The sequence below is a fragment of the Mesorhizobium sp. M0145 genome, from assembly GCF_040322355.1.
GTDB lineage: Bacteria > Pseudomonadota > Alphaproteobacteria > Rhizobiales > Rhizobiaceae > Mesorhizobium.
Map to the genome: position 1 here is coordinate 1 of NZ_JAMYTK010000042.1, position 12,564 is coordinate 12,564.

Sequence of the window (12,564 nt, forward strand, 5' to 3'; positions counted from 1 at the left end):
TCTCACGCTATCATCAGCTCGAAACGCTGCATCCCTCACCATTGCCGTCGCAGACAGGGCTCAAGCCGAATACCCCATCTAAACATTTAGTTGCTGGTCGACATCACCAGCGCCGGCTTGTCGCCGTAGAGGTTGGGGAACACCTGCTTCAGGTTCGCCACCTTGGATAGGTCATTGTGGACGATGTAGGGATAGGTGGGATTCAGTGCGGGACCAGGCTCCTCGCGCGAATAGAGCGGGCAACCAAAGCCGATCACAAGCGGTTTACCAATCGAAGGGACTGTAATGGACGCGGAATAATGGAACTTTTGGATATGGAACTGGCGAGAGCCCGACAGCGGCGTAACCGAGCGAAGATCGCCCTCGAATGTGCGAACGAGATGCTGGATGAAGACTGCGGCGTCAGCATCAATATTGCGCTCTGCAGCACGATACGGGCCGCGCAACGGCGTGTGGCCGAGGCCAGATCCCGGCTGACGAAGATTGATCCCGGCAGCACGGACACAATTCCCACGGGTTGAACCTTCTGGCCTATAATTGCGCCTCGACCTCGCGGCCGAGCGATAGATTGCGGTCATGCCACCGCTTCCGATGACCACCTTTGCCGACCTCTTTCAGGTACCTTTGGCGTTGCGCGCAAGGGTTCCGAGGCCGCCGTCTGAATGAGAGCCGGCATCGCCTCGAACACGTCAAGCGGCTGATCAATTGCACGACGCTATCTTCTAGCGGCGGGAAAACCGCAGGTTCCAGGAAAGACATTCTGAAATTGCGCGGAATAGAGACGCCACTCAGACGGACAAGGCGGATTTTATGCGTCGCTCTGCCAACGACAGATCTTCGAGCGGCGCGTGAGATACAACATGATCCTTAGTGCCTTTCGAGGACAGTTCGTCCCCGGCTCGCGTTAAGCTCTTGAGCTCCGATACAAGTTCCATAAACGCCTTGATCGGGCGAAGCTCCTGCCGTCCTTTCAGACAAGCCGCGAATGAGTCGGTGAATGGCTTGTGATCGGCAATGCACAGCGGCCTTAGACGGTCATCGAGCTGAAATTCCGTCCTTGAGACGATCCCCGCGCCCAGCCCGGCAGCGACGGCCTCGCGCACGGCGTCGCGTGGAACCTCCATCACCACATTGGGGCGAACACGATGCTGCGCCAGCACCTGAGTCAGCGCTTGCCGCGTCATCGAACCTGGTTCACGAAAAATCATCCGCTGCCCATCCAATTCGGCAAGATCGATCTGCCGGCGGCCGGCCCATGGATGCTCGCAATGGACGAATACGATCACTTCATGCCGGCCCAACTGGACCAGATCGAGCCGCGGATCGTCATAGTCGCGGCCGATGATGGCGAGGTCCACTTCGTAGTTAAGCAGCTTGTTGTAGATGAGATCCGAATTGCCGCTGTCGAGGAACACCTGAACCAGCGGATATCGAGCATGAAATTGCGCGAGCAGTTCCATGACAAAAAACGGACCGACAGAGCCAACGCGCAGCCTGCCGGAAATCTGATTGCCTTCCGCGCGAAGGATTCCGACCGCCTGCTCCTCGAGTGAAAAAATCTGCCGCGCGATGGTGAGAAGCGCCTCTCCTGCATCGGTCAATTTGAGCCCTCGCGGCGTCCGCAGGAACAGTTGGACGTCATAAGTTTCTTCGAGAGCCTTCACCTGGGTGGTGACGGTAGGCTGGCCGATGCAAAGGAGTTCCGCTGCCTTGGTGAAACTGAGCTCTCGACCGACCGCGTAGAAGGAGCGCAATTGGCTGAAGTTCACGAAATGAAGCTTGTTCACACTCATCGCCTGCTTCCCTGGCGGAAGTCCTCCGCTGCACGTACGACCTCTCGCGCGATTTCCGAGCGTTCCTCCAGCATATCGCACAGGATCGTATAGTGATTTCTTGCGGGCATCGAAACCAATCGAGCGTTCTGGCCGGAGCGTCTCCAATGTTCGAGGAAATCTTGCGACTGACCAAGGAAACCGGGAGTCTCATCGGCGCCGACGATCGCCGTGAGAAAGCAGGGTGGCGGCGCCCAGTGAATCGGGCTGAATTTCGCAGCGCGCGCTCGATCGAGCCGCAGCGCCGCATTGAGCGATGTCTCCACCAATGGCTCGATGTCGAAGACGCCGCTGATGGGCACGCAGGCTGCAAGCCGCGTGGATGGCAATCGTGTTGTCATCGCAAGTGTGGCGGCAAGATGGCCACCGGCAGAATGGCCGCTGGCGATCCAGAACGGCGGTGATGTCCCAAGGGCACTCAGGATCGCTGGCAAGCAGCGGCCGATGCTCTCGACGATCCCTTCCATTGGGGCATCGGGCGACAGCGGGTAGTTCGGCAAAGCGACGGAAAACCCATGCCTGACCAGAGCGGCCGCGACGAACGAGTAGCGGTTCTTGTCCAGGCTCTGCCAGTAGCCCCCATGGATGAAAACCAACAGCGGCGCGCCATCCGCGACGGGAAACAAGTCGAACACCTCGCGCGGATGCGCACCGTAGGGCATATCGCAACGGCACCGAAGCTTGGCACGGGCAGCAGCGCTGGCGTCGTCAAAGCGGCGATAGACCTCCGTTCGCTCGGGGTAGCGGTCGCGGAAGATGTAGTCCGATTCTCTGTCGGGAGCGCCGTCGGTCATTTGAAATGGATGACGCTGCGTACGGATTCCCCTGCCCGCATCAGGTCGAACCCGCGATTAACCTCATCGAGGGCGAACGTGTGGGTGATCTGTCGGGCCAGATCGAGCTTGCCGTCCATGTAGAAATCGATCAGGCGGCCGAGCCCGCTGCGCCCTTTCACACCGCCGAAATAGCTGCCCCGGATGGTTCGACCATAACGCACCCCGACCGGCGGAAAGCCCATTTCGGCGCCGGGCGGCTCGACGCCCAGCAACACCGCTGTTCCCCAGGCCGGCTGGCAGCAATCGAAGGCTTGACGCATGACCGGCACGATCCCGGTGCACTCGAAAGCGACATCGGCGCCGCCCTCGGTCAGGTCACGGATCGCCTCCACCACTTTTGGGTCATCGCGTCCCGCATCGATGAAATCGGTCATGCCGTAGGCATTGGCAAGTTCGTTTTTTCGGCCGGTGACATCGACGCCGATGATCGTCTTTGCACCGGCCAGCCGCGCCCCCTGGATGACATTGATGCCGATGCCGCCCAGTCCGAACACGATGACCGCATCGCCCTCGCGGATCTCGGAAAGCGCGGCACCGACGCCGGTGGTAACGCCGCAGCCGAAAAGGCAAACTTGGTCCAGCGGCGCATCATTGCGGATTTTGGCCAAAGCTATTTCGGGAACCACCGTATAGCGGGACAGCGTCGAAGTACCCATGAAATGATGCACGGGCACGGCGTCCAGCGAGAAGCGCGCCGTGCCGTCCGGCATCACGCCCCTGTCGCGTGTCGGCTTGATCGTCCAGCACAGATTGGTGCGGCCGCTCCTGCACATACGGCAATGCATGCACTCCGGCCCGTAGAGCGGAATGACGTGATCGCCGGGTCGGAGGCCGATGACGCCTGCCCCTGTCTCGACGACGCGCCCGGCACCCTCGTGTCCCGGAATTAGCGGATAGACGCAGGTGGCATTGACGCCGTCCAGTGCCGTGAGGTCAGTATGGCAAAGACCGGAGGCGACGATCTCGACCAGAACTTCGCCATGGCCGGGCGGCGCCACCCACACGGTTTCGACCGCCAGCGGCCGGTTCGGCTCGAAACAGATTGCGGCTGGCGAGCGGATCACGATGCGCGCCTTGCAGGCGAGGCGGAAAACGGCGCCAATCCCTTGCGGACGAGGTCAGTCGCATCCAGTTTGCCACCTGCCTTGATGATTTCGCGGGCGATGCGGATGTCGCGGCCACAGCCGACGCCGACGGCGCCGATCAGCCGTTCGGCTTCGGTGAAATAGGCAAGATACGCGCGCTCGCCAGGCTTGCCTCGCTCATAGGTCGGCCCGCCCGCGCTAAGCAGGCCGGCCACTTGGATGTTCAGGTCGTATTGATCGGTCCAGAACCACGGCACCTCGCCGTAGGGGGTCGGCTGGCCGCACAGATAGGAGGCGACCATGGCCGCCTGGTCCTCGGCGTTCTTCCAGGATTCCAGTCGCCAGCGGCGACCGAAGACTGGATTCTCGTGCACGGCGACGTCGCCGGCGGCGAAAATGTCGGGATCGCTGGTCTGGCCGAAAGCGTTGACGACGATGCCATTATCGATGTCGAGCCCGGCTTCGCGTGCCAGGCGATCATTGGGCGTACCGCCGATGCCAACCAGCACGAGATCGACTTGCAGTTGGGAGCCGTCGTCGATGTGCAGGCATGCCCTCCCGCCAAGCGATTCCGCAGCGGCAATTTGCCGGCCACAGAGAATGCGAACCCCGGCCCGCTCATGTACCTGCGCGATCCATTGCGACAGATAGCTGGGGAGTAGCCGGCTCAATGGCCGATCTGCAGCCTCCAGCACGGTAACGTGAGCGTCGAGCTTGGCAGCGCTCGCGGCAACTTCAAGGCCGATCAACCCCGCTCCAACCAGCACGATTGACGAACCCGGCAGGATCCGGCTGCGCAGCGACAGCGCATCCTCGAAGGAGCGGAGATAGGCGATCCGGTCGGCAACTGGTTCCAGCGTGGCGATCCTGCGCGGCGACAGTCCCGTCGCCAGCACCAGTTTTCGATAGGCGAGCGGGTTGCGGCCCTCCAGCGCTACGGACTTCGTCTGCCTGTCGATGGCCGTTGCCTCGACGCCCGTGTGAAAGGTTACGCCGATCTCCGTCCACTTCGCCGACGGCAGCAGATAGGCATTCGTTGGTGTTTCAGTGGACGTCAGCACGCTTTTCGACAGCGGCGGCCGCTCGTAGGGTAGTTCCTTTTCGATCCCGATCACGTCGATCGATCCGACGAAGCCGCCGTGCCGAAGCCGCTCTGCCGTACGACCACCGGCATGCCCGCCGCCAACGATGACGACTCCAGCCGTCTTTCCCAGACCCGCCACCGCCGTTCAGACCCGTTGTCCGGCAGTTTTGCTATCGGCGCGGCCGTTTCTCAGCACCTCGCGAATGATTTCGCGATGCACCTGAAAATACCCCTTGCTGACGCACTCAAGATGCGGCGCGACTTCTGCATGGAGCCGGCCAAGCGCGTGGAACGGCACCGAGGAGGCAAGATGATGCTCGGCATGGAACGGCATGTTCCAGTAGAGCATCCTCAGCACCGGGTTCGCCAAGGTGGTACGGGTATTGGCGAGCAGGTTCGGGCTCTCTTCGGCGCCTGTGTGCTCGGCCATGCGGATGGCGCGCAGCACCGGCTCGCTCATGAAGCGAGGCAGCAGCCAATAGACCAGCGCGATTGTGCTGCCGAAATAGATCGAGACCGCTGCGATGGCCATATAGGCCAGGACTAGCAAGCGGATTTCCAGCATCACCTGCTTGAATACCGATGCTGGTAGGAACTCACGCTCCTCTTCGGTGAAATGCCCCGTTGAACCGCGCCACAAAGTACCGGCCAGCTTCGGCCAGAAGGAAAGTCCCAGGATCTGACCGAGATAGTCGCGCATGGACGTCGGGAACGGCACGATATCGGGATCATGGTCCTCGTGCTGCGTAAAAGTATGATGCGCGGCGTGGCGGTATTTGAAATAGAGGAATGGGCGGAAGGTGAATGCGGCGACCGCAAAACCCACGGCATGATTGATCCATCGCGAATGAAAGGCCGTGCCGTGCGAGCATTCATGCAGCGGCGCGAAAAGCAGGACGATGACGACGCCATAAGCGAGCATGGCGGGAATTTGCAGCCACGGAATGCCGGCTGACAGATGGACGGCGAGAACGCCCAGGGCGAGCGCCGACAGGTGCACCGCAAGCCTGATCAGTCCCGGCTGGTCCGTGCGCGTGCGGAGCGTCTTCAGCTTGTCGCGCGAAATGATCTCCGGCCCTGTCAGCGGCCAGATTTTGCTGCCGATGCCACCGATTCCGGCATAGCTTGCGGAATTATCGCCCTGCATGCGGATCCTCCTTCATGTTGCTGTCTGCAGGACAACAACTAGCCGGGCGCCGGGCGCCGGGAAAATTCATTGTTTCCATGGCGCTATCGGTTTCCAGATCAGGCCACGAAACAATGGGCGATCGCTTCGGCCGAAAAGTCCTTGCGATGGAAATGGCCGGTTACCCTGCCACGACTCATCACCAGGATGCGGTCACACGCGTCCATCATTTCCTGGAGTTCAGTGGTGAGCAGCAACACCGCCTTGCCCTCGTCGGCAAGACCTTGGATCGTGCTCCAGATTTCGAACTTGGCGCCAACGTCGACGCCGCGGGTCGGATCCTCCGCAATGACGATATCTCCGCCGCGGGCGATCCATTTGCCGATGACGATCTTCTGTTGGTTGCCGCCGGACAGTTGCGAGGCGAGTTGTGAAAGTCCGCTGATCTTTATCGCCAGTTTGCGAACCAGTTCGTTCGCCTTTGTGGTCCTTTGCCGGCCCCTCATGAAACCGAAACGGCCGAGACGACGCAGGATCGCCATGCCGAGATTGTCGCCAACGTTCATCGGCAGGACCAGCCCCTCGCCCTTGCGGTCCGCGGGCATGAAACCGATACCCGACCGGATGGCGTCGCGCGGCGAGCGCAATGCCGCCGCCTTGCCACGGATGCGAATTTCACCCCGGTCGATCGGCGCGGCACCGAAGATGGCGCGCACAACGGCCTCTCTCTGGCAGCCGAGCAGGCCGGCGATACCGACGATCTCGCCCGCGTGAACTTTCAGCGAAACATTGTCGAAGATGCTCGACTTGCCGATCGCTTCCGCCTCAAGCGCAATGGCGCCGCGCCGCCGGTCCCTATATGCGGTCTGGCCGGGCTTGTGTTCGCGCCCGACCATCAGCGAAACGAGCACGGTTTCGTCCAGGCCGGCGATTTCGCGCGTTCCAACCACATGACCATCGCGCAGCACCGTCACTCGGTCGGAAATGTCCAGCACCTCGCCCAGCCGATGCGAGACGTAGATGATGCCGAGACCGCTGGCCTTCAGCTTCCGGATGATGTCGAGAAGGTGTCCGACCTGGTCGTCGTTGAGTGAGGCCGTCGGCTCGTCGAAGACCAGCACCCGCGGACGGCTCGCCAGAGCGCGACAGATCTCGACGATCTGCCGTTCATTGAGGCTGAGCTCGCCGACTTTTCGCGAGGGATCCAGCTTGACCTGGACCTCGGCGAGCAGTTCCTCGGCCATGCGGTTGAGCACCATGCGGTTGGCGCTGCCAAGGCGCGCCTTCGGCTCGCGGCCAAGAAAGATGTTTTCCGCGACGCTGAGGTTCGGACACAGCACCAGTTCCTGGTGGACCAGCGCCAGTCGATGGGCCAGAGCCACGGTCGGGCCGCTCAGCACCACCGGTTGGCCCCCGATGCGGATTTCGCCGCTGTCGGGGGCGATGAGACCGTTCATGACCGACAGCAGCGTCGACTTGCCGGCGCCGTTCTCGCCAACGAGCGCATGCACCTCGCCGGCTTTCAGGTCGAAGGTGACGTCCGCCAGTGCAATGACGCCGGGAAACGTCTTGCGGATCGACTTGAGTTCCAGCAGCGGCGCGCGCATCAGATCAGCCCGAATGATACTTGTTGAGCAGCGCCCTGTGGCGATCCATGTCGCCGCGGACATTCTGATAGACGGACGACCATACCTCGAAGAACTCGTGGTAGCGCTCGTGCAGTCTGGGATCCGGATCGATCGTCTCCTTGATGCGGACGATGTCCGCCAACGGCTCGGTCGGCGATTTATAGAGGCCCGCGGCGACGCCGGCGAGAATGGCATCTCCAATGGGTGCCGCCTCACCGATGTCCGGCACCTTGAGAGGCAGGTTGACCACGTTGGCGGTGATCTGGTTCCAGAACCGGCTCTTGGTCGGCCCGCCGTTCAGGATGAGCCCGTCGACCTTCACGCCGGCTTCGTTGGCGACGCGGACGTTGGAGTAGAGATCGAAGGCGACGCCTTCGATCAGCGCGCGAATGAAATGCGCCCGCGTGGTCGTCGGGCGAACACCGAAGAAGGCGCCGCAGGCATTACTGTTCCAGTTGGGGGAAAGCGTGTTGCCGAGATAGGGCAGGTAGAGCAGGCCTTCCGAACATGCCGGCACCTGTTTCGCTTGTTCGGTGAACAGGTCGAACACGTTGTGGCCCATGCGCTCCGCCAGGCGGAATTCGGAATCACCGAACTGGTCGCGGAACCATTTCAGCGATGCCCCGGTGAAGGCCATGGGGCCGTCGAACATGGTGAGGCCGGGCAGCACGTGGGGCCACTTCAGGATCCGGTATTCGTGCACCTCCTGCTCGGTCGGGATCATGATGCCGAGGTTCGATCCCGTACCCATGGAGTAGTAGGCCTCGCCGGCCTTGGTGACGCCCACGCCGAGCGCTGCCGAGCTGATATCCGTGCCGCCTGCGGCGACGATCGTGCCTGGCCGCAGGCCCGTCTCCTCGGCCGCCTGCTTGGTTACCTCGCCGACGATCTCGTGCGATCGATAGAGCCGCGGGAACTTCTCCAGCGGGAGGCCGATTGCCTTGGCGACCGATTCGTTCCAGCGCTCCTTCTGGTACTCGTAAGCATAGGCTAGCCCGGCATCGCCGGTGTTCATCGTGAAGTTGCCGCACATACGGTAGGTGCAGTAGCCGGACGGTGACAGGAATTTGTGCGTGGCGTTGAAGACGTGCGGCTCGTGCTTCTTGATCCACAACGCCTTCGGATCGATGAACCACGGCGCCACCCGGTTGCCGTTGTTCTTGTTGATCGTCGCCTCGCCGACGCTGCGGCGGATGTCCTCGCATTCGTCTTCCGAGCGGGAATCCATCCAGATCATGGCGGGCCGAAGCGGTTTGCCCTGGTCGCTCACGGGCAGCGTCACCCCTACAAGGCCGGAGAGCGCGATGGCGGCAATGTCGTCGGCGAAACGCCCTTGCTCCAGGCACTGACGCACGGAAGACACGACCGCCGACCAGTAGTTCGAGGCGTCCTGCTCGGCCCAGCCGGGAAACGGATGGAAGAGCGGATGCTCCTGCGAGCCGAACGCCACCACCTTGCCGGCGTTGGTGTCCAGGATCGCCGCCTTGACGTTGGTCGTTCCGATGTCGATTCCGAGCGTGAGATGTCCGCCCATGCGATGCCTCCCTTGGATGGATTATGATTGGCTTTTCTTGCGGCTCATCTTCGACAAGCCGACGGATGCGATCAGGACGATGCCGATCGCAAGGTTCTGGTACCAGGTACCGACGCCCCAGATGGCGAGCAGGTTGAGGCCTGCGGCGAAGGCGACGGAGCCGAGCAGCGTGCGCCAGGGCGAGCCGATGCCGCCAGACAGCGCGGTGCCGCCGATCACCGCGATGGCGATCGCCGTGAGTTCATACCCGGCGGCAAGCGGCGCGTCGACCGATTTCAGCCGCGCGGTGAAAACGATGCCGGCAATCGCCGCACACAGCCCGCTGATGCCATAGGCCAGCACCACGTAGCGACGCGTGTTGATGCCTGCGTACAGCGCTGCTTTTTCATTGCCGCCTATGGCGTAAAAGCGACCGCCGCGCACTGTGCCGTTGACGAAGCCGATCAGCACGAAAAGCACGAGAAGAAAGATCAGGAAACTGACGGGAATACCGCCGATCTTGCTATCGCCGATCCAGTGATAGAGCGGCGCCTTCAGGTAATAGGGATGCCCGTCCGTGAGCACGTAGTTGAAGCCGCGCAGAGCAGTCAGCGACACCAAGGTCATGATGAAGGAGGCGACCTTGAAATATGCCACGCCGATGCCGTTGATCGCACCAATGGCGGCGCCGGTCGCCAGCGCGATCAGGATCACCGGGATGATCGGGCCGGCGTAGGTGTTGCCGCGCACCAGCCAGCGGCTGCCAAGCAGCGGTGCGATCTCGGTCATAACCACGACGCCGACGACGATCGAGAAGATCATCAGCGCGGCGACGGAAAGATCGATGCGGCCTGTCAGCAGCACTACGGTCATGCCGAGCGACAACAGGCCGATGACGGCGACGTTGCGCATCAGGTTTTCGAGGTTGAGCTCGGTCAGATAGTACTGCGACGTCATCGCGCCAACGAGGAAGATCAGTGCGATCAGCCAGACGATCGGGTCGCGCGCCAAATCCAGCAGGAAGGAGATCACGCGCGGTGTACAAGGGTTGGAAAGCTGTACGGCGCTCATTTCGCAATCTCCCGTTGTCGAATGCCGGGCAGCACCACCGCCAGGATGACCGCCGCCGTAACCACCTGCTGCAGGTAGATCGAGACGCCCAACTGGTTGAGAAGGTTGTTGACGATGCCGATGATCAGCGCTGCCGTGAGCGTGCCACCAATTGACCCAACGCCGCCGGATAGAGCCGCGCCGCCAAGGACCGTTACCGCAAGCACGGAAAGCTCCATGCCTTCGAAGCCGGCCGGATTGATATAGGACAGGCGCGCGCTTTCAAGCATGCCGGCAAGTGCGGCACAAACCCCGGAGATCGCAAAGACCGTGATGCGTACGGCAAGGACGTTGATGCCCGAAAGCTCGGCCGCCCTGACGTTCCCGCCCGTCGCGTAGAGCGCCGGCCCGAACGTCGAATATCTGGTGAGCGCGACCGCTCCGGCGCCGAGAACGACAAGCAGCAGCACCGGCACGGGAACACCGGCGAACTGCCCGCGACCAAGCCATAGATAGGCATCGAGCCCTTCTGGATAGAGCGCCTGTCCACCGGAGACGATGTTGGCGAGCGCACGGCCGATCCCAAGCGTGCCCAGCGTGACAATAAGCGATGGGATGCCCAGCGCCGCCACGAGCACGCCGTTGGTCAGTCCTACCACCACACCGGTCAAAAGCGTTGTACCGATGACCACTGCTGCCGATCCGGTCGGGATCAATAGCCCGCCGACGACACAGGAGAGTATGGCGGCGCCGGCGATCGAAAGGTCGATTTCGCCAGTAATGACGACCAGTGTCATGCCGTAGGCCATGATGCCGATCGCCGCCACGGCCAGGAGGATGACGTGGATGTTGGCAAGGGACAGAAAGGACGGTGCGATCGCCTGCCCTATAAGGACGAGGGCGACCAGCACCGCCGCGCGGCTCACAGTGCTGATGCTCAGGTGCCGCCAGGCATCGGCAGGTCGCGCCGGCAAAGCGGGCTCGATCATCTTTGTTTCAAGAGTCTTCATCGTCATGACGCGCTCGCTGTCCTCGGTCCTCGGCTGCCGCCCCTCCCGCGAGAGCGACGGCAGCCGGCTTGGGACCAGGGCTCAGCCCGAGACCTCCGGGCCATAGGCGTAGGGCCATTCGTCGGGCGTCAGCGTCTTGATGCCTTCGATGTCCATCTTCTCCTTGGTGATCATTGGCAGGTTCGGCGTCATGATGAGTTTTGGCGGCGCTTCGTTGAGGCCCGCCTTGGCGCCGATATGCATCACGACGGCGCGGATGCCGATGTCGCCGATCAGCGGCGTGTAAGGCGACACCATATCGATGTTGCCGGCCTTGATCTCCTTCAACACTTCACGGGCGTCGTCGTTGGCGAGAATCATAATCTTCTTGCCGCCCGGCGCGCTGTTCAGCCGGTTGGCTTCGCGGATCGCGTCGAGAGCGCCCATTGCCTCCTCGCCGCCGGTATTGAACGACACCGAAATGTCCTTGAATGCCTGGAGGGCGTCCGCCGTCGATTTGAAGGCTTGTGTGCGCTGGCTGTTGGTATGGTAGTTGGCCAGCACTTTGTAACCCGGCGTGTTGCCGATCACTTCGAGGAAGGCGCCGGTGCGGATCGAATCCGCGGTGCTGCCGAGATCCTTGCGGTTGAAGATGATATTGCCGTCCGGCGCGGCATGCTTGAGATACAGGCCCTGCTGGAGACCGTTCGCATAGAAATTGCCCAGAACCTCCGAACTGATCTGGTCGGACGAGGTGCGGCGGTCGAGGCTGACGACCGGAATGCCGGCGGCGACAGCCCGGTCGACGGGCGGACCCATCGGCGCTTCCCGGTTCGGCCACAGCACGATGCCGTCATATTGCTTGGCGATCCAGGTATCGATCACCTGGCCCATCTTGTTGTCGTCGAACTCGGCGTCGATCACTTCCAGTTCGATATTGGGATGGCGCTTGGCCTCCCAAGCGGCGGTATCGGCGAGGCTGATCAGCCAGGGATGGTTGAAGCCATGGAAGACGAGGCCGATGCGGTATTTCTTATTGGCGTCGAGCACTGGGCCTTCCGGCAACGGCAGATAATCGGTGAAAGGCGCCTTGATCTGCAGTTTGCTATAGGGACCAACGAAGCTGGCGCCCATACCCGGCTTCCAGACGAACCCGCCAGCAAGGTCGCCAACCGGATAGACATCGAGATAGTCCCGGAAACCGTCCTTCTCGAACAGCGCGCCAACGTCACTGTTCGACATGCCCGCCTTGGCTTCGTCGGAATATTTCTTGATCAGGCCGTTGAGAACGGTGTGGACGGAGTCTTCGGCGCAGGCCGGGACAGTTGTCAGTGGTGATGCGGCGAGAACGGAAAGTGCCGCGGCAGTTTTCAGCAAATGGCGACGTGACAGTTTCAACATTTTGGTTTCCTCCCATATTT

At 61.8% G+C, this 12,564-nt stretch carries 11 protein-coding genes; all 11 read right to left on the reverse strand.

Annotation, left to right across the window (positions count from 1 at the left end; translation table 11 throughout):
* Positions 1-86: 86 nt before the first annotated feature.
* Positions 87-578, reverse strand: coding sequence for a hypothetical protein (locus NKJ28_RS31420; protein ID WP_352638380.1), 492 nt, complete (start codon positions 576-578; stop codon positions 87-89).
* A 210-nt stretch (positions 579-788) separates the two neighbouring features.
* On the reverse strand, positions 789-1,793 hold the full coding sequence (locus tag NKJ28_RS31425; RefSeq protein WP_352638381.1) for a LysR substrate-binding domain-containing protein: 1,005 nt from the start codon (positions 1,791-1,793) through the stop codon (positions 789-791).
* Complete coding sequence (locus NKJ28_RS31430) at positions 1,790-2,626, reverse strand: alpha/beta hydrolase (protein WP_352638382.1); 837 nt, start codon at positions 2,624-2,626, stop codon at positions 1,790-1,792. The genes NKJ28_RS31425 and NKJ28_RS31430 overlap by 4 nt, the downstream gene beginning before the upstream one ends.
* Positions 2,623-3,729 carry a zinc-binding dehydrogenase gene (locus NKJ28_RS31435; protein WP_352638418.1) on the reverse strand — a complete coding sequence of 369 codons (1,107 nt, stop codon included), beginning with the start codon at positions 3,727-3,729 and terminating at the stop codon, positions 2,623-2,625. Before NKJ28_RS31435 ends, NKJ28_RS31430 begins: the two co-directional genes overlap by 4 nt.
* A complete protein-coding gene (locus NKJ28_RS31440) occupies positions 3,729-4,976 on the reverse strand; it encodes an NAD(P)/FAD-dependent oxidoreductase (protein ID WP_352638383.1) in 1,248 nt (415 codons plus the stop codon). The genes NKJ28_RS31435 and NKJ28_RS31440 overlap by 1 nt, the downstream gene beginning before the upstream one ends.
* A 6-nt stretch (positions 4,977-4,982) precedes the next feature.
* Complete coding sequence (locus tag NKJ28_RS31445) at positions 4,983-5,984, reverse strand: fatty acid desaturase (RefSeq protein ID WP_352638385.1); 1,002 nt, start codon at positions 5,982-5,984, stop codon at positions 4,983-4,985.
* Positions 5,985-6,082: 98 nt separating this feature from the next.
* Positions 6,083-7,570, reverse strand: a complete 1,488-nt coding sequence (locus NKJ28_RS31450; protein WP_352638386.1) for a sugar ABC transporter ATP-binding protein — start codon at positions 7,568-7,570, stop codon at positions 6,083-6,085.
* Between the two features lie 4 nt (positions 7,571-7,574).
* Positions 7,575-9,125, reverse strand: coding sequence for a xylulokinase (locus tag NKJ28_RS31455; RefSeq protein ID WP_352638387.1), 1,551 nt, complete (start codon positions 9,123-9,125; stop codon positions 7,575-7,577).
* Positions 9,126-9,146: 21 nt separating this feature from the next.
* Positions 9,147-10,175 carry an ABC transporter permease gene (locus tag NKJ28_RS31460; protein ID WP_352638389.1) on the reverse strand — a complete coding sequence of 343 codons (1,029 nt, stop codon included), beginning with the start codon at positions 10,173-10,175 and terminating at the stop codon, positions 9,147-9,149.
* Positions 10,172-11,170 (reverse strand): ABC transporter permease, encoded by a 999-nt coding sequence (locus tag NKJ28_RS31465; RefSeq protein ID WP_352638391.1) that lies wholly within the window; start codon positions 11,168-11,170, stop codon positions 10,172-10,174. The genes NKJ28_RS31460 and NKJ28_RS31465 overlap by 4 nt, the downstream gene beginning before the upstream one ends.
* A 75-nt stretch (positions 11,171-11,245) precedes the next feature.
* Positions 11,246-12,544 (reverse strand): sugar ABC transporter substrate-binding protein, encoded by a 1,299-nt coding sequence (locus NKJ28_RS31470; protein WP_352638392.1) that lies wholly within the window; start codon positions 12,542-12,544, stop codon positions 11,246-11,248.
* Between the last annotated feature and the right edge of the window lie 20 nt (positions 12,545-12,564).

Excerpts from the sequence above, each read along its gene's own strand:
- NKJ28_RS31460 (WP_352638389.1), bottom strand. The coding sequence starts at position 10,175 with ATGAGCGCCGTACAGCTTTCCAACCCTTGTACACCGCGCGTGATCTCC.
- NKJ28_RS31425 (WP_352638381.1), bottom strand. The coding sequence starts at position 1,793 with ATGAGTGTGAACAAGCTTCATTTCGTGAACTTCAGCCAATTGCGCTCC.
- NKJ28_RS31450 (WP_352638386.1), bottom strand. The coding sequence starts at position 7,570 with ATGCGCGCGCCGCTGCTGGAACTCAAGTCGATCCGCAAGACGTTTCCC.
- NKJ28_RS31420 (WP_352638380.1), bottom strand. The coding sequence starts at position 578 with ATGACCGCAATCTATCGCTCGGCCGCGAGGTCGAGGCGCAATTATAGG.
- NKJ28_RS31465 (WP_352638391.1), bottom strand. The coding sequence starts at position 11,170 with ATGACGATGAAGACTCTTGAAACAAAGATGATCGAGCCCGCTTTGCCG.
- NKJ28_RS31445 (WP_352638385.1), bottom strand. The coding sequence starts at position 5,984 with ATGCAGGGCGATAATTCCGCAAGCTATGCCGGAATCGGTGGCATCGGC.
- NKJ28_RS31455 (WP_352638387.1), bottom strand. The coding sequence starts at position 9,125 with ATGGGCGGACATCTCACGCTCGGAATCGACATCGGAACGACCAACGTC.
- NKJ28_RS31430 (WP_352638382.1), bottom strand. The coding sequence starts at position 2,626 with ATGACCGACGGCGCTCCCGACAGAGAATCGGACTACATCTTCCGCGAC.
- NKJ28_RS31470 (WP_352638392.1), bottom strand. The coding sequence starts at position 12,544 with ATGTTGAAACTGTCACGTCGCCATTTGCTGAAAACTGCCGCGGCACTT.